The 20,870-nt window shown below is 71.5% G+C and carries 22 protein-coding genes and 1 pseudogene; 7 read left to right on the top strand and 16 right to left on the bottom strand.

Going from position 1 to position 20,870, the window contains the following annotated elements:
• Positions 1–11: 11 nt before the first annotated feature.
• From VKA29_RS32920 to VKA29_RS32910, 3 genes are read right to left on the bottom strand one after another with little or no spacing between them, the layout of a single operon-like run.
• Positions 12–1,019: a methionine synthase gene (locus tag VKA29_RS32920; RefSeq protein WP_324789697.1), complete on the bottom strand. Its 1,008-nt coding sequence runs from the start codon at positions 1,017–1,019 to the stop codon at positions 12–14.
• Positions 1,020–1,049: 30 nt separating this feature from the next.
• A complete protein-coding gene (locus VKA29_RS32915) occupies positions 1,050–1,739 on the bottom strand; it encodes an SDR family oxidoreductase (RefSeq protein ID WP_324789696.1) in 690 nt (229 codons plus the stop codon).
• A 7-nt stretch (positions 1,740–1,746) separates the two neighbouring features.
• Positions 1,747–2,286 (bottom strand): TIGR00730 family Rossman fold protein, encoded by a 540-nt coding sequence (locus tag VKA29_RS32910; RefSeq protein WP_324789695.1) that lies wholly within the window; start codon positions 2,284–2,286, stop codon positions 1,747–1,749.
• A 50-nt stretch (positions 2,287–2,336) separates the two neighbouring features.
• Between VKA29_RS32910 and VKA29_RS32905 the strand changes: the two genes are divergently transcribed.
• Both VKA29_RS32905 and VKA29_RS32900 read left to right on the top strand, forming a co-directional pair.
• Complete coding sequence (locus VKA29_RS32905; RefSeq protein WP_324789694.1) at positions 2,337–2,660, top strand: DUF427 domain-containing protein; 324 nt, start codon at positions 2,337–2,339, stop codon at positions 2,658–2,660.
• Positions 2,661–2,707: 47 nt separating this feature from the next.
• On the top strand, positions 2,708–3,508 hold the full coding sequence (locus VKA29_RS32900) for an alpha/beta hydrolase (protein WP_324789693.1): 801 nt from the start codon (positions 2,708–2,710) through the stop codon (positions 3,506–3,508).
• 898 nt (positions 3,509–4,406) lie between these two features.
• On the opposite strand, the gene VKA29_RS32895 is transcribed toward VKA29_RS32900, so the two are convergent.
• Positions 4,407–4,772: a YybH family protein gene (locus tag VKA29_RS32895; RefSeq protein ID WP_324789692.1), complete on the bottom strand. Its 366-nt coding sequence runs from the start codon at positions 4,770–4,772 to the stop codon at positions 4,407–4,409.
• 98 nt (positions 4,773–4,870) lie between these two features.
• Between VKA29_RS32895 and VKA29_RS32890 the strand changes: the two genes are divergently transcribed.
• Together VKA29_RS32890 and VKA29_RS32885 are read left to right on the top strand one after the other, a co-directional pair.
• A complete protein-coding gene (locus VKA29_RS32890) occupies positions 4,871–5,755 on the top strand; it encodes a LysR family transcriptional regulator (RefSeq protein WP_324789691.1) in 885 nt (294 codons plus the stop codon).
• A gap of 332 nt (positions 5,756–6,087) precedes the next feature.
• Positions 6,088–6,444, top strand: a pseudogene (locus VKA29_RS32885) (methyltransferase type 11); the annotation flags it as partial.
• Between the two features lie 49 nt (positions 6,445–6,493).
• On the opposite strand, the gene mnmA reads toward VKA29_RS32885, so the two are convergent.
• Positions 6,494–7,618 carry a tRNA 2-thiouridine(34) synthase MnmA gene (gene mnmA, locus VKA29_RS32880; protein ID WP_324789690.1) on the bottom strand — a complete coding sequence of 375 codons (1,125 nt, stop codon included), beginning with the start codon at positions 7,616–7,618 and terminating at the stop codon, positions 6,494–6,496.
• A 60-nt stretch (positions 7,619–7,678) separates the two neighbouring features.
• Between mnmA and VKA29_RS32875 the strand changes: the two genes are divergently transcribed.
• Positions 7,679–8,341 carry an N-acetylmuramoyl-L-alanine amidase gene (locus tag VKA29_RS32875; RefSeq protein ID WP_324789689.1) on the top strand — a complete coding sequence of 221 codons (663 nt, stop codon included), beginning with the start codon at positions 7,679–7,681 and terminating at the stop codon, positions 8,339–8,341.
• 93 nt (positions 8,342–8,434) lie between these two features.
• Here VKA29_RS32875 and VKA29_RS32870 read toward each other — a convergent pair whose 3' ends face one another.
• The 3 genes from VKA29_RS32870 to VKA29_RS32860 all read right to left on the bottom strand — a co-directional run bounded on the left by VKA29_RS32870 (position 8,435) and on the right by VKA29_RS32860 (position 10,281).
• On the bottom strand, positions 8,435–9,598 hold the full coding sequence (locus VKA29_RS32870; protein WP_324789688.1) for a cysteine desulfurase family protein: 1,164 nt from the start codon (positions 9,596–9,598) through the stop codon (positions 8,435–8,437).
• Between the two features lie 171 nt (positions 9,599–9,769).
• Entirely contained in the window at positions 9,770–10,051 is a 282-nt protein-coding gene (locus VKA29_RS32865) for a DUF4190 domain-containing protein (RefSeq protein WP_324789687.1), read from the bottom strand.
• 65 nt (positions 10,052–10,116) lie between these two features.
• Complete coding sequence (locus tag VKA29_RS32860) at positions 10,117–10,281, bottom strand: hypothetical protein (protein ID WP_324789686.1); 165 nt, start codon at positions 10,279–10,281, stop codon at positions 10,117–10,119.
• A gap of 145 nt (positions 10,282–10,426) precedes the next feature.
• On the opposite strand from VKA29_RS32860, the gene VKA29_RS32855 reads away from it, so the two are divergent.
• Positions 10,427–11,053: a TetR family transcriptional regulator gene (locus VKA29_RS32855; RefSeq protein WP_324789685.1), complete on the top strand. Its 627-nt coding sequence runs from the start codon at positions 10,427–10,429 to the stop codon at positions 11,051–11,053.
• 60 nt (positions 11,054–11,113) lie between these two features.
• Here the strand turns inward: VKA29_RS32855 and VKA29_RS32850 are convergent, their stop codons facing one another.
• Entirely contained in the window at positions 11,114–12,091 is a 978-nt protein-coding gene (locus tag VKA29_RS32850; protein ID WP_324789684.1) for a YafY family protein, read from the bottom strand.
• A gap of 103 nt (positions 12,092–12,194) precedes the next feature.
• On the opposite strand from VKA29_RS32850, the gene VKA29_RS32845 reads away from it, so the two are divergent.
• Entirely contained in the window at positions 12,195–12,779 is a 585-nt protein-coding gene (locus VKA29_RS32845; RefSeq protein WP_324789683.1) for a TIGR03086 family metal-binding protein, read from the top strand.
• On the opposite strand, the gene VKA29_RS32840 is transcribed toward VKA29_RS32845, so the two are convergent.
• The 7 genes from VKA29_RS32840 to VKA29_RS32810 form a co-directional block, all read right to left on the bottom strand.
• Positions 12,766–13,626: a thioesterase family protein gene (locus tag VKA29_RS32840; protein ID WP_324789682.1), complete on the bottom strand. Its 861-nt coding sequence runs from the start codon at positions 13,624–13,626 to the stop codon at positions 12,766–12,768. The genes VKA29_RS32845 and VKA29_RS32840 overlap by 14 nt on opposite strands.
• A 53-nt stretch (positions 13,627–13,679) precedes the next feature.
• A complete protein-coding gene (locus VKA29_RS32835) occupies positions 13,680–14,351 on the bottom strand; it encodes a trimeric intracellular cation channel family protein (RefSeq protein WP_324789681.1) in 672 nt (223 codons plus the stop codon).
• A gap of 80 nt (positions 14,352–14,431) precedes the next feature.
• Positions 14,432–15,727, bottom strand: a complete 1,296-nt coding sequence (locus VKA29_RS32830) for a dipeptide ABC transporter ATP-binding protein (RefSeq protein WP_324789680.1) — start codon at positions 15,725–15,727, stop codon at positions 14,432–14,434.
• A 14-nt stretch (positions 15,728–15,741) separates the two neighbouring features.
• The gene (locus VKA29_RS32825) at positions 15,742–16,839 is read right to left on the bottom strand and encodes an ABC transporter ATP-binding protein (RefSeq protein ID WP_324789679.1); all 1,098 of its coding nucleotides are present in this window, start codon (positions 16,837–16,839) and stop codon (positions 15,742–15,744) included.
• Positions 16,836–17,834, bottom strand: a complete 999-nt coding sequence (locus VKA29_RS32820; protein WP_324789678.1) for an ABC transporter permease — start codon at positions 17,832–17,834, stop codon at positions 16,836–16,838. The genes VKA29_RS32825 and VKA29_RS32820 overlap by 4 nt, the downstream gene beginning before the upstream one ends.
• 143 nt (positions 17,835–17,977) lie before the next feature.
• Complete coding sequence (locus tag VKA29_RS32815; protein ID WP_324789677.1) at positions 17,978–19,780, bottom strand: ABC transporter substrate-binding protein; 1,803 nt, start codon at positions 19,778–19,780, stop codon at positions 17,978–17,980.
• Between the two features lie 70 nt (positions 19,781–19,850).
• A complete protein-coding gene (locus VKA29_RS32810; protein WP_324789676.1) occupies positions 19,851–20,858 on the bottom strand; it encodes an ABC transporter permease in 1,008 nt (335 codons plus the stop codon).
• Positions 20,859–20,870: the final 12 nt, after the last annotated feature.

Here is a 20,870-nt window from a genome sequence, read left to right as displayed (position 1 = left end):
TTGTCCTCCCGTTACTCTGGGTTGTCCGCGAGGGATCTCGCCGCCCGGACGCAGTGGGCGAGCGCCGCCCGCGCGTACCCGGGGGAGGCGCCCGCGAGTCCGCACGTCGGGGTGAGGGTGACGGTCTCCGCGAGAAGTCCCGGTCGCAGCCCCAGCCTGCGCCACAGCGTCCTGACACCCATGACGCTACCGGCCGGGTCCGACAATGCGGTGTCCGTGCCGGGCACGATCCCGGCGAACAGCCGGGTGCCCCCTTCCACCGCCTCTCCGATCGCGTCGTCGTCACGCTCGGTGAGGAGTGAGAAGTCGAAGGAGACGGCCGCCGCGCCCGCCCGGCGCAGCAGGGCGAACGGGACGTCCGGTGCGCAGGAGTGCACCACGACGGGGCCGCCGCCGTGCACCCCCACCAGGTCCCGGAGCGTGGCCTCGACGATCTGCCGGTCGACGGCCCGGTGGGTGCGGTACCCGCTGGCGGTCCTGACCTGCCCGCGCAGCACGGCGGTCAGGGACGGCTCGTCGAGCTGGAGCACGAGGTGCGCGCCGGGCACCCGGCGCCGTACCTCCTGGAGGTGCAGCCGCAGGCCCTCGGCCAGGGATGCGGCCAGGTCGCGGCAGGCGCCCGGGTCGGAGAGCGCGGCCTCGCCGTTCCTCAGCTCCAGCGCGGCGGCCAGCGTCCAGGGGCCGACGGCCTGCACCTTCAGCGGCCCCTGGTAGCCCTGGGTGAACTCCTCCAGCGCGTCGAGGTCCTCGCCGAGCCAGGACCGGGCCCGTTTGGTGTCCCGGCCGGGCCGGTCGCCGATGCGCCACCCGCTGGGCTCCACGCGCGCGTACAACTCGACGAGCATTCCGGCGGTCCGGCCGATCATGTCGGCACCGGGGCCCCGGGCGGGCAGTTCGGGCAGGAACGGGAAGTCCTCGAACGTCCCGGTCGCGGTCTTGGCGGCCTCACGGGCGTCCCCGCCCGGCATGGAGCCGACGCCGGTGGCCGCGCCGAATGTGACCTGGCTGTTTTCACTCACCCGGGAAGCCTACGGAACATCCCCGCCGGTTCACCGCCCCGGGCGCACCGTCAGGTCGTTGACCTCGGCGTCCCGGGGCAGGTCGAGGGCCATCAGGATCGCCGTCGCGACCGACTCCGGGTCGATCCACTTCGAGGGGTCGTACTCCTTGCCCTCCTGCTGGTGGACCTTGGCCTGCATGGGGCTGGCGGTGCGGCCGGGGTAGACCGAGGTGACGCGGACGCCGTTCGCGTGCTCCTCGTGGCGCAGCGCGTCGGCGAGCGCCTTCAGGCCGTGCTTGGAGGCGGCGTACGCGGACCAGTCGGCGTGGGCGGTCAGGCCCGCGCCGGAGTTGACGAAGACGACGTGGCCGCGGGCGGCGCGGAGCTGGGGGAGGAAATGGCGGGTCAGCTCGGCGGGGGCGATCAGGTTGACGTCGAGCTGGTGGCGCCACGCCTTGGGGGTCAGCTCGCCGACCGGGCCGAGGTCGACGACGCCCGCGATGTGCAGCAGGCCGTCCACACGGTCCGGGAGCGACTGGTGGGAGAAGGCCCAGGACAGCCGGTCCGGGTCGGCCAGGTCCCCGACGAGCGTCCGCGCGCCGGGGAAGAGCTGCGCCAGTTCCTTCGCGCGGCCCGCGTCGCGGGCGTGCAGCACGAGGTCGTCCCCGCGCGCGTGCAGGCGGCGGGCGACGGCCGCGCCGATGCCGGAGCCCGCCCCGGTGATCACATGTGTAGCCATGCCCACATCATCGCAGCCCGCCGCTCTCCTCCAGCCAGGCCAGCGCGCGGGCCGGCTCCTCGGCGAAGAACACCAGGTCGGCCAGTGGGCGCGGCAGGAATCCCTCGTCCTCCATGCGCCGGAACTGCTCCTTCAGACCGTCGTAGAAGCCGGCCGTGTTGAGCAGGACGACCGGCTTGTCGGTGTGCCCGTGCTTCTTCAGCTCCAGGATCTCGGTGGCCTCGTCGAGGGTCCCGGTGCCGCCGACCATGATCACCACGGCGTCCGACTTCTCCAGCAGCAGCCGCTTGCGTTCGGCCAGGTCCCGGGCGATGACCATCTCGTCGGCGCCGGTGCGCGCCTTCGCCGCCAGGAAGCCCACCGAGACCCCGCACAGCCTGCCGCCCGCCTCCTGCACGCCGTCGGCGACCACCTTCATCAGCCCGACGTCCGAACCGCCCCACACCAGGGTGTGCCCGCCCTTGCCCAGCAGGGTGGCGAACTCGCGGGCGGGGCGCGTGTAGCGGTCGTGGAGGTCGGCGGCGGAGAGAAAGACGCAGATTCGCATGCGGTCACCGTACGCGGGAAGAACCGGGCGTCCGCGAGCGCTTTTCCGGTATGGCCGAAGGACACAAGATCACCATCGAGCAAGCCGACCTGCACCTGCGCGCGGTGCACGGCGACCAGGTCCTCGCGGAGACCTCACGAGCCCTGGTCCTGAGCGAGACGGGCTGTCCGCCGCGGTACTACATCCCCGCCGAGGACGTCCGCCTCGACCTGCTGACCCCGTCCGACACCCACACCCACTGCCCGTTCAAGGGAACGGCCTCCTACTGGTCGCTGCCCGGCGCGGCGGACCTGGCGTGGGCCTATCCGGACCCCAAGCCGGAGGTGAGCGAGATCAAGGACCACCTCTGCTTCTACGAAGTGGAGGTGTCGTGAGCGGTTGACCGCGATGAATCGCCCGCGGTGCGGCAGTCTCGTCAGTCATGGACAAGAAGACGTTTTCCGGAGACGGCACCCCCATCGCGTACCGGCGGACCGGACGGGGACCCGCGGTGATCCTGGTGAGCGGCGCGATGTCGACGGGCGCCACCGTGGCGCCCCTCGCCCCGTTCCTGGAGGACCGCTTCAGCGTGGTCGTCTACGACCGCCGGGGCCGCGGCGAGAGCGGTGACACGCGGCCCTACGCGGTGGCCCGGGAGCTGGAGGACCTCGCCGCGCTGATCGAGGCGGTCGGCGGGCAGGCCGCGCTGTACGGCATCTCCTCGGGCGGCGCCCTGGTCCTGCGGGCGGCGGCGAGCGGGCTGCCGGTGCGCGCGGCGGCGGTGTACGAGGTGCCGTTCGCCGTGTACGAGGGCGGGGCCGAGGAGCGCGCCGAGTACAACGAACGCCTCACCGAGGCGTTGGCGGAGGGCCGCCGCGGGGACGCGGTCGAGCTGTTCCTCAGGGCCACCGGCCTGGCCGAGGCCATGATCCAGGGCGCCCGCCGCTCCCCCATGTGGCCGGGCATGGAGACACTCGCCCCCAGCCTGGCCTACGACGACGCGGTGATGGGCGACGGGCTGGTCCCCGAGGAACTGCTGGCCTCCATCCCGGTCCCGGTGCTCTCCATCGCGGGCGACGCGAGCCCGGACTGGATGCGCCGGGCCGCCCGTGCGGTCACCGACAACGTGCCGCAGGGCGTGTACCGCGAACTGGCGGGCCAGACCCACATGGTGGACCCGCACGAACTGGGCCCGGTCCTGGCGGAGTTCTTCTCCACGGCCGCACCCGCCGACGGGGATTAGCGCGAGCCTCCGGCCCTTCCGCGCACCGGCCGGCGCGCGCGTCCGGCACCGGCACGGGACACCCGGCTCCGGCAGGGTGTCCCGTGCCGGTGCCGTCAGGCCGGCTGCGGCGGAGGACCGATCGAGGCGGCTGCCGGCTGCGGCCGGTCCGACACCGCGGGACCGCCCGCACGGTCCCGGCCACCGGCGCCGAGACCGCGAGCACCGGCAGGTCGGGCGGCTCCGGCGCGCTGCGGCCGCAAGGGCCTGTCAGGGGGCCACACAGGGCGGAGTCGCCCATCAAGGCCTGCCCGGGTGACGGGCGAGCCGGTGGCCACCGGCCGGTCGGACGGATCTCTTCGGGGAAGGGGAACTGTCCGGCGCCGCGGCGCCATCGGTCGCGGCGGAGCCGCCTCGCACGCGCTCGCGCGCTACTACCGGCAAAAGTACCTTTCCCACCGGCTCGCCGAGACCCGCGGCTGGGGGCGCAGCATCCGCTTCGCCGTCAACCGCGGCCTGGCCCTCGTCCTCACCGGCTACGTCGAGGGCGATGTCATCCGGCACCCGGTGATCTTCGCCCGGCTGCGGGCCCTGGACCTGCCGGTCGGCCACACCGTCACGGTCCTGGAGGCCACCAGCGACACGACCAACTCGTCGCTCCGCGCTCCCTGTTCGCCTGGGCCAAGCGGAACGGGCCGATCTTCCGCAACCCGACCAGCCGGATCAAGGTCGGGCAGTACGAGTACGCCGTGCTGCAACCGCTCGTCCCCGGGCAGGTCGACCGCTCCGTCGCGGCAGCCACCGCCCCGGCGACGCGGCCCGTCCTCGCCCTCGCGGCGGTCCACCGGCACTGAGGGCACCGACCCCTCGGGGCCACGCCCAACAGCCTTCGGTTCCGCGAACTCACGGAGGCGAGGGGTCAGCGGGTGGGTGGGACGAACTCGGGCTGGTCGAGCAGGCGCAGCCAGCTTCCATCAGGCTGGCGCCGGACGACCTGCGCCCGGGCACCGGCCCCGTCCTTCGGCGGGGTCGAGGTGAGGGCGATGTCGCCGCTGATCAGCGTCGGCAGCGGCTGTTCCGGCTCGAAACGGGGACGGTTGGCCAGCACCTTCTCCCACAGCGCACGAATCGCCTCCCGGCCCACCGTCTGGTCGCCGGGCGGGTAGGCCATCACTGCCTCCTCTTCGTAAAGTGCGGCGACCCCGGCCGCGTCACCGGCGTTGGATCGTTCGACGAACAAGCGGGTGATGTCCTCGGGCCGCATGGCCTTCTCGTACTCCGGCATGAATTCCTCCTGACGTCGGGTTTCGACGCTTCCCAGCGTGGCCGCCCACCCACTAGAAGTCCAACGGATGGATTTGCTGGAAGCTAGAATCCACAGTCATGGAACTCAGGCAGCTGGAATACTTCGTCGCGGTCGCCGAGGAGCAGAACTTCACCCGGGCAGCCGAGCGGGTGCACATCAGCCAGTCCGGCGTCAGCGCCCAGATCCGCCAGCTGGAACGGGAACTCGGTGCCGAGCTGTTCGACCGGTCGACCCGCACCGTCACCCTCACCGTCGCGGGAAAGGCCGCGCTCGAACACGCCCGCGCCGCACTTGCCGCCGCTGGGGCGGTCGGCCAGGCGGTGGGTGAGGTGACCGACCTGATCCGGGGGCGGCTCACCGTCGGGATGGTCATCGGCTGCACCCTCACCCCGCTGTTCGACGCCCTCGCCGCGTTCCACCGGGCGTATCCAGGCGTGGAGATCTCGCTGCTGGAGGACAGCTCCGACCGGCTCGTCGAGGGGGTGCGCACCGGCACCGTCGACCTGGCACTCATCGGGGCCGCAACCGCCACCCCCGACGGGCTGGACGCGCTGACCATCATCAGCGAGCGGCTCGTCGCGGCGGTCCCGGCCGGGCACCCCTTGACGAAACAGCGGCGGGTCACCCTGCGCGACCTGATCGCCCACCCGATCGTGTGCATGCCGCCCGGCACCGGCCTGCGCACGGTATTCGACCAGGCCTGCGCCGCACAGAGCCTCCAACCCGCGATCACTCTGCAGGCCAGCGCCGCGGATGCCATTGCCGGCCTCGCCGCGCGCGGGCTCGCCGTCGCCGTCCTCAGCGACTCCATGGCCGCGCGCTACCGCGACCTCACCGTCCGCACCATCGATGATGTCGATACACCCGCATTGCTCGCCCTGATCTGGAAGAACACGCACAGCCCGGGGATGCGTGAGCTGCTCGTGCACAGCCGGAAGGCATTCACCAAGCCCCACCCCTGACATCAGGGCGAGAGACCTGGCGCGAGATCAAGAAGATCGCCAAGTCCAAACCGGCCGAGCACGGCCTGCCGTTTTCGACCTGAGCCTGGCCCGGTACTCACGCAGATCGCTTACTACGGCCAGAGCCGACCCACGCCTCCACGACTTCAGCAGACGCAAGGAGCCCCGACAGGGGTGAGGCCTGCGCACTACGGCGAGGTTGGGTCAGAACGGGCTTCGGTCACCCGGACGAGGTGCCAGGTCCAGGTCCTGTCACTCTCAGTGGTGCCAGGACCTGGGGGACGAACGCGGAACTCGGGGACCATTGCTCACCCGATTCCGGCAGTCCGGCACTGTTCGCCCCGCGCAATCCGGCCGAGTTCCACCGCGCGCTGCGCCCGACCGGGCGGCTGATCCTGGTCCGTCCTACCGGGCGGCACCTGGCCGAGCTGCGCGGCCGGTTGCCTGCGATGGTCGCGATCGACCCGGCCAAGGCCCAGCGCCTGCACCAGGCGCTGGGCCTCTTCTTCGATGCCGTCGTCACCGAACAGGTGGAGTACCCCGCGGCCCTGTCCAGGCTGGATGTGCTGGACCTGGTGGCGATGACGCCGAGCGCACGCCACGTGCGTCGTGCGGACCTGAACGATGCCGGCCCCCTGCCCTATCAGGTCACCGTCTCCGTGCCGGCTACCGCCTATCAGCCTCGGTGACCACGAGCGGGCGCATGCGCCTGTTCCCGGCCTGGCCGGGACGGCGCGGCTAACCGACAGATGCCGTCCGGCGGGTGGTGGCGGCGATGGTCGCGGAGCCGACCACGCGGGTGCCGGCGTAGAGGACGATCGCCTGGCCCGGGGCCACGCCGCGGACCGGGTCGGTGAAGGTGACCTCCAGGCGGCCGTCGACCGGCTCCGCCCGCACCTCGGTCTCGCCGCCGTGGGCGCGCAGTTGGGCGGTGTAGGTGCCGGGGCCGGTGGGGGCCGCTCCGCACCAGCGGGGCCGGATCGCGGTGAGCGCGGAGACGTCCAGGGCCTCGGCCGGGCCGACGGTGACGGTGTTGTTCACGGGCGAGATGTCGAGCACGTAGCGCGGCTTGCCGTCGGGCGCCGGGGTGCCGATGCGCAGGCCCTTGCGCTGGCCGATGGTGAAGCCGTACGCCCCCTCGTGCGTGCCGAGCTTCGCGCCGGACTCGTCGACGATGTCGCCCTCGGCCCTGCCCAGCCGCCGGGCCAGGAAGCCCTGGGTGTCGCCGTCGGCGATGAAGCAGATGTCGTGCGAGTCGGGCTTCTTGGCGACGGCGAGGCCGCGGCGCTCGGCCTCGGCGCGGATCTCGTCCTTGGTGGTGACCGTGTCGCCGAGCGGGAACATCGCGTGGGCGAGCTGCCGGTCGTCGAGCACGCCGAGGACGTACGACTGGTCCTTGGCCAGGTCGGAGGCGCGGTGCAGCTCGCGCGTGCCGTCCTCGTTGAGGATCACCTTGGCGTAGTGGCCGGTGCACACCGCGTCGAAGCCCAGCGCCAGCGCCTTGTCGAGCAGGGCGGCGAACTTGATCTTCTCGTTGCAGCGCAGGCACGGGTTGGGGGTGCGGCCGGCCTCGTACTCGGCGACGAAGTCCTCGACCACGTCCTCGCGGAAGCGGTCGGCGAGGTCCCAGACGTAGAACGGGATGCCGATGACGTCGGCGGCGCGGCGGGCGTCGCGCGAGTCCTCGATGGTGCAGCAGCCCCGCGCGCCGGTGCGGAACGACTGCGGGTTCGCGGAGAGGGCGAGGTGGACGCCCGTCACGTCGTGGCCGGCCTCCGCGGCGCGGGCGGCGGCGACGGCGGAGTCCACTCCGCCGGACATGGCGGCGAGGACGCGGAGGGGGCGCTGCGGGGTGTCAGTCATAGCCCCTCAAGGGTACGGGCCCGCGGGAACCGGAGCCCACGAGTATCCGTTGTGGATCACATGGGGGCAGAGGCGGGGACGGGGAAGAGCGACGGGGACCGGCGGATCGGGCGGCGGGCCCTGCTCGTGGGCGGGGCGGCGGCCGCCGTGGGCACGGTCGCGCTGGCGCGCGAGGAGCTGGCGCACCTGTGGTGGCGGCTGCCGGGAGTGCGCAGGCCGCGGGTCGAGGGCGCGGTGGACTTCCGGGGCGCGCGCTGGGTGGCGGCCTCCCCGGCGAACTTCCGGTGGGCGGACCGGCCGGACGACTACCGCATCGACCGCGTGGTCATCCATGTCACCCAGGGCAGCTACGGCAGCGCGGTGAAGGTGTTCCAGGACCCCGGCCACCAGGCCGCGGCCCACTACATCGTGCGCCGGGACGGCCGGATCACGCAGCTGATCCGCGAACTGGACGTGGCGTTCCACGCGGGCAACCGGGCGTACAACGAACGCAGCGTCGGCATCGAGCACGAGGGCTTCGTGGACCGACCGGAGGACTTCACCGACGCGGTGTACGCCGCCTCGGCCCGCCTGACGGCGGGGGTATGCGGGCGGTACGGCATACCGGTGGACCGGCAGCACGTCATCGGGCATGTGGAGGTGCCCGGCACGGACCACACCGACCCGGGCCCGCACTGGGACTGGGAGCGCTACATGCGCCTCGTGCGGCGCGCGCGGGCCTGATCCGGGGTCACCGTGCCCGGAGCCGCGCGACCGGCCACGAAACGGCGCCGCGGACGGCCGCTGCACAACCACCCGGCACCCGCAGCGGAGCGTTCAGGTCAGGCCCGCCGCGCGGGCGCGTTCCACCGCGGGGCCGATCGCCTTCGCGACCGCCTCGACGTCGGCCTCCGTGGAGGTGTGGCCGAGGGAGAAGCGCAGGGTGCTGCGGGCCAGGGCCGGTTCGGCTCCGGTGGCCAGCAGGACGTGGCTGGGCTGGGCGACGCCCGCGGTGCAGGCGGAGCCCGTGGAGCACTCGATGCCCTGGGCGTCCAGGAGCAGCAGCAGGGAGTCGCCCTCGCAGCCCGGGAAGGTGAAGTGGGCGTTCGCCGGGAGCCGGTCGACCGGGTCGCCGCCGAGGATGGCGTCCGGGACGGCGCCGCGGACGGCTTCGATCAGGCTGTCGCGCAGGGCGCCGATCTCGCGTTCGAACCACTCGCGCCGCTCGGCGGCCAGCCGTCCGGCGACCGCGAAGGAGGCGATCGCGGGGACGTCCAGGGTGCCGGAGCGCACGTGCCGCTCCTGGCCGCCGCCGTGCAGGACGGGCACGGGGCTGTGCTCGCGGCCGAGGAGCAGCGCGCCGATACCGTACGGGCCGCCGATCTTGTGGCCGGAGACCGTCATCGCGGCGAGCCCCGAGGCGGCGAAGTCGACCGGTACCTGGCCGACGGCCTGGACCGCGTCGGCGTGCAGCGGGATGCGGAACTCGCGGGCGACCTCGGCGAGTTCACGGACCGGCAGGACCGTGCCGATCTCGTTGTTCGCCCACATGACGGTGGCCAGGGCCACGTCGGCCGGATCGCGGGCGATCGCCTCGCGCAGGGCCTCGGGGTGGACCCGGCCGTAGGAGTCGACCGGCAGGTACTCGACCTTGGCGCCCTCGTGCTCGCCGAGCCAGTGGACGGCGTCCAGGACGGCGTGGTGCTCGACGGGGCTGCTCAGGATGCGGGTGCGGGCCGGGTCGGCGGCGCGGCGCGACCAGTACAGGCCCTTGACGGCGAGATTGTCGGCCTCGGTGCCGCCGGAGGTGAAGACGACCTCGCTGGGGCGGGCGCCGAGCGCTTCCGCGAGGGTCTCGCGAGCCTCCTCGACCGTGCGGCGGGCCCTGCGGCCGGAGGCGTGCAGGGAGGAGGCGTTGCCCGTGACGCTCAGGTGCGCGGCGAGTGCCTCGACCGCCTCGGGCAGCATCGGGGTGGTCGCGGCGTGGTCGAGGTAAGCCATGATGCCCCGATTCTACGGGGCCCTCCTCACGGGCCGTCGGGCGCGGCAGGCGTGGCGGCGCGGCAGGCGTGGCGGGGCGGCAGGCGTGGCGGGGCGGCAGGGCGGTGCCTTCGGCTGTGCCCCGTCGTCCTCGGGGCGTGCGCCGTGGGCCGTGGCCGGGTCGACCCGGGGTCACAGGCTCCAGGAGACGGTGTTGGAGATCTCCATGGCGATCAGCAGGACGGCCAGGTCGGCCACGCCGAGGGTCAGGCCCAGGTACGCGCGGCCGCGGCGGGTGGTGCCGCGCCAGAGGGCGACGGCCGCGAGCACGATGGCGACGGGGCCGAGGAAGACGTTCAGTACGAGCAGGCCGAGCAGGCCGAGGATGAAGGACGCGACGGCCATGCCGTCGGCGTCGCGGACGGGCGAGCGGGGCTCGGTGCGGCGTGCGGTGGCCGGGGCGGTGAGGTGCATGGTGCTCAGCTCCCTGTGGGTCGGTGCGGACGGGTCGTCGGTGCGGACGGTCGTCGGTGCGGACGTCAGTGGGCCGAGGTCCGGCGCCGGTTGTGGCGCTCACGGACGGCGAAGACGCCGAGCCAGACGGCGATGCCGACGGCCGCGGCGGCGCTGACGGTCAGCGGCGCGTGGGCGACGGTGCCCAGCACGACGCCGAGCAGCATGAACGCGGCGACGAGGAACAGCATGAGATTCGATCCCCCTCCGGGCGTCCCGGGGACGCCACTCGATGACATCTCGGTGAACGGTTGTAGTAACACTTGTTCACTGACTACCGAGTCTAGCGTGTTCCATGCCTTTCAAATTCCGGAGAACAGTTGTTAACTGCATGGCATGAGTCACACCCTCGGCGTCCGGCAGGCCCAGAAGCAGAAGACCCGGCAGGCACTCCTGGACGCGGCGCTCGCCCTGTTGGAGGAGCAGAGCCTGAGCAGCCTGGGCCTGCGTGAGGTCACGCGCGCCGTCGGCGTCGCCCCGACGGCCTTCTACCGCCACTTCCGCTCGACGGCCGATCTGGGCGTGGCCCTGGTCGAGGAGGCGCTGGGCAGCCTGCACCCGATGATCCGGGCGACGGTGTCCGCGGCCGACGACATCGACCAGCGCATCACGCGCGCCGTCGAGTTGATCGCCCGTCATGTCGACACCTACCCCGCGCACGTCCGGTTCATCGCCCGCGAGCGGCACGGCGGGGTCCAGCCGGTGCGGGAGGCGATCCGCGAGCAACTGGAGCGGTTCGCCGAGGAGGTGAAGGCCGAACTGGCCAAGGACCCGCAGTCCGCGGGGTGGAGCGACGACGACCTGCTCATGCTGGCCCATCTGTACGTGGACCAGATGCTGATCACGGCCTCGCTGTTCCTCCAGGCGCTGGAGGCCCCGCCGGAGGAGCGCGAACGGGTGACCCGGCGCGCCACCCGGCAGCTGCGGCTGATCACCGTCGGCCGGGACCACTGGCTGGACTGAGCCCGCCCGGCCTGCCGACCGGGCGAAGCGGCCCCCACGGCGCGCCGCCCACCGGCCCTTTCACGATCCGTCCTCGGCCGCCGGCCGGTACAGCCTCGTGACGGAGGCGGCCGCGGCCGCCAGGTCGTCGCGCACCTCGGGTGGCGAGAGGACCTCCACCTCGTCGCCGTACGGCAGCAGTTGCCGGGCCTCGCGGACGACTCCGTAGGACAGGCGCACGGTGACCCACTCGCCGGTGCCGTCGTCGTCGGGGAGTTCGGCCAGGTGCCCGGTGTTCAGGCGCAGGAACATGTCCAGCCGCTCGCGCCGGACCCGGACGGTGACGTCGAGCCCGCCCGTCCGCTCCTCGACCTGGCGGCGCAACGCCTCCCAGGCGTCGGTGAGTTCGACGCCGGGCCGTCGCCTGACGGGATCGTCGAGGACGGTCGCCGACCGCACCCGGTCGGCCCGGAACAGCCGCGGGCGCGCCCGCCGGTCGGCGACCAGGTACCAGACGCCGGCCTTGGAGACGAGGCCGTAGGGGTCGACGGTGTACGTCCGCGTCTCCCGCTCGCCGCTGTGCCGGTAGCGCAGCCGGAGCCTGCGGTCGGCGAAGACCGCGTCCTGCAGCACCTGGAGGTCGACGGCCCGTCGCGGGCCGCCCTTCCAGCGGGTGGCGTCGACCAGGATGCGGCGGCTGGTCTCCTCCGCGGCCGGGCGGTACGGCGCGGGCAGGGCGGCCATCACCTTGCGCAGCGCCGAGCCGAGGGCCTGGTCCAGGCCGAGCGCCGCGTGCGCGCCCTGCGCGGCCAGGATGAACAGCGCCCGGGACTCGTCGGCGGTCAGTCCCGTGACGTCCGTGCGGAAGCCGGCCAGCAGCTCGATGCCGCCGTGCCGCCCGCGTTCGGCGTAGACGGGTACGCCGGCGGCCGACAGGGCCTCGACGTCGCGGTAGACGGTCCGCACCGACACCTCGAGCCGGTCGGCGAGCTCGCGGGCGGGGACACGGCCGCGGGTCTGCAGGAGCAGCAGGATCGACAGCAGACGGCCGGACTTCACCGGGTCAGGATCCCTCCGCCGGAGATCCCAGGCAAATGTTGACGGAAGATGTCAGGTTATCGGGCGAACCTGGGGTCAGGACCGCAGAACGGAAAGGCCGGCCATGAACGCCATCGACCCCCGCCCCGTCTACACCCGCGCCACCGAGCAGGCCGCGGAGCTGATCAGGACCGTCCGGCCGGAGCAGCTGGCCGCTCCCACACCGTGCGCCGAGTACGACGTGCGGGCCCTGCTCGGTCACGTCGTCGGCGGCACCCTGCGCATGGCGGTGGCCGGCGAGGGCGGCGACGGACTCGCCGTGCACCCGTCCGCCGACGTCGCCGACGACGGCTGGGCGGACGCCTTCGAGGAGGTCCGCGCCCGCGCGCTGCGGGCCTGGGCGGACGACGCCCGGATGCAGGCGCCGGTGCGGGTTCCGTGGGGCGAGGTACCGGGCGCCGCGGCCCTGTCGGGTTACACGATGGAGCTGGTGACGCACATCTGGGACCTGTCCGAGGCGCTCGGCCGCCCGCTCCCGCTGGACCCGGAGCCGGGCGCGTTCGCGCTCTCCGTCGCCCGCCGCGTCCTGGCCGACCCCCGGCGCGACGCGGACGGGCCGTTCGGCTCGGCGCGGCCGGCCCCCGAAGGGGCCGACGCCTACGGCGAACTGGCGGCCTGGCTGGGCCGGACGCCGCTCAGCCGAGTCTGACCCGGGCGAGCTGGCGGGACTGGGCGACCAGCCGGTCCGCGCTGTCCCAGACCTCGGCGTCCTCCTCCAGGAAGCCGCCGGCGAGGTTGCGGGTGGTGATCGCCACGCGCACCGGCCCGGGGGCGGGACGGCAGCGGACGTGGACCGTCAGCTCGACCGTGGGCACCCAGCCGGACAGACCGAGCTCGAACGCGGTGGGCGGCAACGCGTCCACCGCGAGGAGCAGCGAGAGGGGGTCGGGGTCGCGGCCGTCGGCGAGGCCGAACCAGGCCCGCATCTCGCCCTTGCCGGAGGGGGCGCCGAGCGCCCAGCCCAGGGTGGACGGGTCCAGCTTGAGCATCAGGCGGTCGGCGATGGCCGAGCTGCCGGAGACGGGCGCCGGGCCGTCCTCCGGACCGAAGCACTGCTCCATCGGCGGCATCGCGGGCGGCCGGGCGGTCGTGCGGACGTCGTCGGGGAGGGTGCCCAGGTCGCCGTAGGAGGCCAGGACACGGATGCGCTCGACCTCGGCGCCCCCTTCGTCGTACTGCAGCAGCGACGCCTGGCCGGTCGACAGCGTCCGGCCGGTGCGCACCACCTCCGTGCGCACCACCGCCGGGCCCGGCTGGGAGGCGGTCAGGTAGTGCGCGGAGATGGTGAACGGGTCGGAGTGCGGCAGGGCGTCCGCGAGCGCGCGGCCCAGGACGGCCAGCAGGTAGCCGCCGTTCACGGCGTTGATGATCGTCCAGCCGGCGGAGAGGTCGATGTCGTAGACGCCGGGGGCGCGACGGGTCAGCGCGGTGTCCCGGTCGAACTCGCTGTCCCCGATGGTGGCCCGCGCGGCAGGTGCGGAGGCTGCTTCTGGCATGGGTGAACAGTACAACAAGCGGATACTAAGCGGTAGCTTTTCTTCGCGCGGTATCACTGCGCGGCCGGCTCCTCCTCCCGTACCGTCGAGCGCCGGTTCCAGGCACGCGGGGCCCGCCAGTGGAAACGCATCGCGAGCAGCCGCAGCACGAAGGCGGTCACCACCGCCAGCCCGGTGGTGACCGGGGTGACGGCGTCGTAGCGGATGCACAGGGCGACCATGGCCGCGCCGACGATCGCCGGGACCGCGTACAGGTCGCGGTCCCAGCGCAGCAGCGAGGGCACCTCGTTGGCGAGCACGTCCCGCAGCACTCCGCCGCCGACGGCGGTGGCCAGGCCCAGGGCGGCCGAGGAGGTGAGGCCGAGCCCGTAGTCGTACGCCTTCGTCGTCCCGGCGACGCAGAACAGGCCGAGGCCTGCCGCGTCGAAGACGTTGACCGCGAACTGGATGCGCTCCACCTGCGGGTGCAGGAAGAACACCAGGAGGGCCGCGACCAGCGGGGTGATGAAGTACCCGAGGTCGGTGAAGGCGGCCGGCGGCACCGCCCCGATGACCAGGTCCCGGAACAGCCCGCCGCCCAGCGCGGTGACCTCGGCGAGGACGGCGATGCCGAAGACGTCGAAGTTCTTGCGCACGGCCAGCAGCGCGCCGGAGATGGCGAACACGAAGATGCCGACGACGTCGAGCGTGTGCTGGACGGAGGGGCTGAACAGTTGCTGAAGCACCCTTCCATTCTCACCCAGAGACGAACCCCCGCCTTGCAATGCAAGGCGGGGGTTCGTTGAGGGTATGGCTGCCTCGGAGGCTACTTCTTGAGCGGGTCCTGTCCGTCGGTGCCCTCCGCGGCGGCGCCGGAGCCCGCCTCGGTCTCCGCACCGGTCTCCGCGCCGGCCTCCGCACCGGTCTCCGCGCCGGTCTCGGCCTCGGCCGCGGCCTCGGTCTCCGCGACCTCCGCGGCCACCGCGGCCGACGTCGCCGCCGACTCCGCCAGCACCTCGTCGGACACCAGCTCCGCCGCCTCCTTCGCGGCGGTCAGCAGCACGGTGTCCTGCGGGGCCTGGTCCTCGAAGTTCTCCGGGTGGTGGCAGGCCACCTGCTGACCGGGCCTCAGCTCCAGCAGCGGCGGCTCGGTCGTCCGGCAGATCTCCGTCGCCTTCCAGCACCGGGTGTGGAAGCGGCAGCCGCTCGGCGGGGAGATCGGCGACGGCACGTCGCCGCGGAGCAGGATGCGCTCGCTCTTGGAGTTCCTGCGCCTCGGGTCCGGGATCGGCACCGCCGACATCAGCGCCTTGGTGTACGGGTGCATCGGCGCCCGGTACAGCGCGTCCCGGTCGGCCAGCTCGACGATCTTGCCGAGGTACATCACCGCGATCCGGTCCGAGACGTGCCGGACGACCGACAGGTCGTGCGCGATGATCACGTACGTCAGGCCCAGTTCCTCCTGGAGGTCGTCGAGCAGGTTGACGACCTGGGCCTGGATCGACACGTCGAGCGCGGAGACCGGCTCGTCGGCCACGACCAGCTTCGGCTTCAGCGCGAGCGCGCGGGCGATGCCGATGCGCTGGCGCTGACCGCCGGAGAACTCGTGCGGGTAGCGGTTGTAGTGCTCGGGGTTGAGACCGACCACCGACAGCAGCCGCTGGACCTCCTTCTTGATGCCGCCCTCGGGCGTGACGCCCTGGAGCTTGAAGGGGGCGCCGATGATGGTGCCGATGGTGTGGCGCGGGTTCAGCGACGAGTACGGGTCCTGGAAGATCATCTGCACGTCGCGGCGCATCGGGCGCATGCCGCTCACCCCGAGGTGCGTGATGTCCCGGCCCTCGAACTCGATCCGGCCGCCGGTCGGTTCCAGCAGCCGGGTGATCAGCCGGCCCATGGTCGACTTGCCGCAGCCGGACTCGCCCACGACACCGAGCGTCTCGCCGGACTTGACCTCGAAGTCCAGGCCGTCGACCGCGTGCACGGCGCCGACCTGCCGCTGGAGCAGACCCTTCTTGATCGGGAAGTGCTTCTGCAGCCCGGTCACCTTCAGCAGGGTCTCGCCGGGGGCGGCGTTCTCCGCGGTGGCCACGGCGCCTTCGCTCTGCGCAGGGATGCTCACTGCTTTGTCCTCGCTCACAGCTTCGGCGCAATCTCTTCGATCCAGATACGCTCCCGCTGCTCCTTGGTCATGTGGCAGGCGGCCCAGTGCTGGCTGCCGACCTCGGTCAGCTCGGGGCGGACCGTGCGGGTGGTGTTGTCCTTCGGTACGTCCGCGTACGGGCAGCGCGGATGGAAGGCGCAGCCGGACGGCAGGTTGATCAGGGAGGGCGGTGCCCCCTTGACCGGGACCAGCCGGTCCTGCTGCTCACGGTCCAGACGCGGCATCGAGCCGAGCAGGCCCCAGGTGTAGGGGTGGCGGGGCTCGTAGAAGACCTTGTCCGCCGGGCCGCGCTCGACGCAGCGGCCGCCGTACATCACCAGGATGTCGTCGGCCAGTTCGGCGACGACGCCCAGGTCGTGGGTGATGATGATGACCGCGGAGCCGAACTCCTTCTGCAGGTCGCGGATCAGGTCGAGGATCTGCGCCTGGACGGTCACGTCCAGGGCGGTCGTCGGCTCGTCCGCGATCAGCAGCTCGGGGTTGTTGACCAGCGCCATCGCGATCATCGCGCGCTGGCGCATGCCGCCGGAGAACTCGTGCGGGTAGCTGTCCACCCGCTTGTCCGGCTGCGGGATGCCGACCCGGTCGAGCATCTCGATCGCACGGCGCCGGGCGGTCTTCTTGTCGACGTCGTGGTGGATGCGGTACCCCTCCACGATCTGCTGCCCGATCGTGTAGTACGGGTGCAGCGCCGACAGCGGATCCTGGAAGATCATCGCCATCTCGCGGCCGCGCAGCTTGCGCACGTAGTCGGGATCGGCGGACAGCAGTTCGGTGCCGTCCAGCCAGATCTCGCCCGAGATCTGCGCCTTGCGCCTGCCGTACTGGCCGGCGGTGTGCAGGCCCATGATGCCGAGCGAGGTCACCGACTTGCCGGAGCCGGACTCGCCCACGATGCCGAGGGTCTTGCCCTTCTCCAGGTGGAAGCTGAGCCCGTCGACGGACTTGACCAGGCCGTCGTCCGTCGGGAAGTGCACCTTGAGGTCGCGCACCTCCAGGAAGGACGTCGGGGCCGGCGAGGCGGAGGTGGGCTCGCCCACGGCTGCTCCGGTCTTGCTGAGTTCGGTCATGCGAGCCTCACTCGGGGGTCGATCACGGCGTAGAGGATGTCCACCACGAGGTTGGCGATCAGCACCGCGAGGGAAGTGATCAGGGTGACGCCCAGGATGATGGGCAGGTCCTGGTTCTTGATGGCGTCGAGCACCGCACGGCCGAGACCGGGCAGGTTGAACGTCGACTCCGTCAGGATGGCGCCGCCGATGAGGGCGCCGAGGTCCATGCCGAGCATCGTCAGGATCGGCGTCATCGTCGAGCGCATGGCGTGCTTGCGGATGACGACCTGCTCCTTGAGCCCCTTCGCGCGGGCGGTGCGGATGTAGTCCTCGCCGAGGATCTCCAGCATCGTGGCGCGGGTGATCCGGGCGTACATCGCCGCGTACAGGAACGCGAGGGTGATCCAGGGCAGGATCATGCCGCCGAACCAGCCGCCGATGTTCTCGTCGAGCGGCACGTACTGCGCGTCGATCCAGTTCAGGCCGTAGGCGAAGATCGCCAGCGAGAGCATGCCGGTGAAGTAGATGGGCAGGGAGACACCCGACAGCGCGATGACCATCGCGCCGCGGTCCCAGATGGTGCCCCGCTTCAGGGCGGAGAGCACACCCGCCGCGACACCGAAGACCAGCCACAGCACGGCGGCACCGAGCGCGAGACCCAGGGTCACCGGGAAGCGGTCGGTGAGCACCGGCCAGACGGCCTGCTCGCTGCGGAAGGAGTAGCCGAAGCACGGCGCGGCGCACTGGGTCACGTCGCCGCCGCCCGAGTAGGTGCGGCCGACGAAGATGCCCTTGAAGAACTCCCAGACCTGGGAGTAGATGGGATCGCCCAGTCCGAGCTTCTGCCGCACCGCTTCGACGGCGGCCGGGTCGGCCTGCTTGCCCACGAAGCTCGAGGCGATGTCCACGCCCGCCCACTTGGGGACGAGGAAGAAGATGCCGAAGACCACCATGATGATGACCACGAGCATCACTGCGGCGGCGAACAGCCGCCTGATGAGGTAAGCGAGCACAGCTAACGGCCCGCCGCGGACCGCGGGTCACCTGCGGTCTCCCCCACCGCCTTATGAGCGTGGGAGGTGCCCCCAGGTGACCCGCGGTCACGCCGCGCCGGCCTTCACCTGCCTTTCGTGCCGTACGGCGGGTGTGCCGGGGTTTACTTCGCGGACTTCAGGCCGAGGTTGACGAAGTCGTACTGGCCGCTGTAGTTGTCGGACGTGTAGACGTTCGCCAGGTTGTCCGAGCGCCAGTTGATGAACTTCTCGAAGACGAAGGGCAGGTAGTAACCGCCCTCCATGACCTTGTGGTTGATGTCCGAGGAGATCTTGGTCTTGCCGGCGTCGTCCAGCGTGGTGACGTACTGGTCGAACAGGCCGTCGATCGTCTTGTCCTTGATCAGGGCGTAGTTGTTGTTACCGCTCTGCAGGATGTACTTGCTGTCCCACAGCGGCAGACCGAAGCCCTGGACGGTCGGGAAGTCCGGGCCCCAACCCATGATGATGATGCCGTAGTTCTTCTTCTTGACGTTCGACGGGCTGCCGATGATGCCGGCGGTCTGCGAGCCGTCGTACTGGTCGATCTGGGCGTTGATGCCGACCTTCTTCAGCGACGCCTGCAGCGACTGGGCCGTGGCCACCTCGACCGGCTTGTTGTTGCGGACCGCGATGGTGGTGGAGAAGCCGCTCGGCTTGCCGCAGGCCTTCAGCTCTTCCTTGGCCTTGGCGGCGTTGCCGTTCTTGTTGGCGCCGGCGAGCTCGTACGGGTCGTACTTCTGGCCCTCGGCACCCGGGACGGACGGCGGCAGCATGTTGGTGCCGATGTCGCCACCGGCGACCGGGCCACCACGGGCGGTCTGCAGCGACACGTGGTCGGCGCCGTAGATCACGGCCTTGCGGCAGTGGATGTTGTCGAACGGCTTCACGCTCTGCGGGAAGACCGCGTAACGGATGTAGCCGGAGACCGGGTTGTCCAGGTTGGCCTTGTGCTGCTTCAGGGCGGTGGTGCGGCCCTGCGGCGACATGCCGGTCTGGTTGATGTCCAGGTCCAGGTCACCGTTGAGCAGGCGCTGGTCGAGCTGGTTGGCGTCCGAGAAGAACTTGACCGTGATCTTGTCCGGGTACGCCTTGCGGATCGGGTCCGAGGCCTGCTTCCAGTTCTCGTTGCGCACCAGGGTCAGGTCCTTGCCCGGGCTGTACGACGCGAACTTGTACGGGCCGGAGGCGAACGGGCGCAGGCCGTACTTGGACTTGGTGTCCTTGTCCTGGCGGACCGGGGACGCCGACACCAGGCCGAGCACCTCCTCGAAGTCCGAGTTGGCCTTCGGCAGGTGGAAGACGATCGTCTTGTCGTCGGGCGTCTCGATCGCCTTCAGACCCAGCTTGTCCTTGGACGTGTCCTTGTACGGGCCCTTGTACGTGCCCTTCGGGTCCAGGAAGTCCTTCAGGTAGGTCGGACCGCCGGACAGCACGTCCTGCGCCCACACGCGCTCTATGCCGTACTTGACGTCCTTGGACGTGATCGGCTTGCCGTCCTCCCACGTGACGCCGTCACGCAGGTGGTACGTGTAGGTCTTGCCGTCGTCGGTGACCTTGGCGAGGCCGTCCGCGAGGTCCGGGGTCAGCTCGGCGCCGGCCTTGCCCGGCTCCGTCTTGCCCGTGACGAGCTGACGGCTGTAGTAGCGGGCGAAGTTCCACATGAAGCCGTAGTAGCCGCGCGTGGTGTCCCACGAGTCGGCGTCCTGGGCGCCACCGAACTTCAGCGTGCCACCCTTCTTGGCGAGCGACGCCTGGGCGACCTTGTTGTTGGCGGCGTCGAAGCCGGCCGCACCGGTCTCCGACCCACCACCGTTGTTGTTGCTGTCGTCGCCGCCGCCGCACGCTGCCGTGGTCAGCAGCGCGGCGACCGCGGCAGCAGCGGCCAAAGCCTGCTTACGCCGCCCTGAGGTGCGTTGGGTAGTCACGATCTCGGATCCTCCGGATTTGATGAGAGACCCCGTGCAGGTGCCACGGGACGCTTTGCGGTACGGCGGTTCAGCGGGAGCCCTTCGGGTCCAGCGCGTCGCGCACGCCGTCGCCGAAGAGGTTGAAGGCGAGGACGGTGATGAAGATCGCCACGCCCGGGACCACCATGTACATGGGGTCCGACTCGTAGTAGTCGATCGCGCTGGAGAGCATCTGCCCCCACGAGGACGTGGGCGGCTTGACGCCGACGCCCAGGAAGCTGAGGGCCGCCTCGGTGAGGATGTTCGTGGGGATCATCATCGTCGTGTACACGATGATCGGGGCGACCAGGTTGGGCAGCAGCTCCTTGAACAGGATGTAGAACCGCCCCGCGCCCAGCGATCGGGCGGCCTCGACGTACTCGCGCTCGCGCATCGAGAGCGTCTGGCCGCGCACCACGCGTCCGATGTAGGGCCAGCCGAAGAAGCCGATGACCAGGATCATCACGAAGACTCGCACGCTGGAACCGGTCAGGCCCAGCATGTTGCCCGGCATGACGGAGACCAGGGCGATGGTGAACAGCAGCTGCGGGAAGGCCAGCAGGCCGTCCATCACGCGGCTGATCACGGAGTCGACCCAGCCACCGAAGAAGCCGGCCAGGATGCCCAGCACGGTGCCGAGGACGACGGCGACCACCGCGGACAGGAAGCCGACCAGGAGCGAGACCCGGGCGCCGTAGAGGATGCGGGCGAGGATGTCGCGGCCGTTGACCGGCTCGACGCCCAGCAGGTGCTCGCCGCTCATGCCGCCCAGCGAGCCCTTGGGGGTGCCGTAGAGCGGGTCGATCAGGCTCTCGTGGTAGGCGTCCGGGTCCTGACCGAGCAGGCTGGTGATCACCGGTGCGAGCAGGGCGAGCGCGATGAGGACGAGCACGACGACGCCGCCCGTGAGGGCGAGCTTGTCCCGCTTCAGGCGCTCCCAGGCGATCCGGCCCAGGGAGCGCCCCTGTACGGCCTTCGCTCCGGCGCTGGCAACCGCCGCTTCCTCGGCCGCGCTCGGGGCCGCTTCCGCGGTCGGCTCGTGCAATGGTGCCGTCATCTGGCAGGGACC

Source organism: Streptomyces sp. H51, from assembly GCF_035656535.1.
Lineage (GTDB): Bacteria > Actinomycetota > Actinomycetes > Streptomycetales > Streptomycetaceae > Streptomyces.
This window is presented reverse-complemented; position numbering and strand designations above follow the sequence as displayed.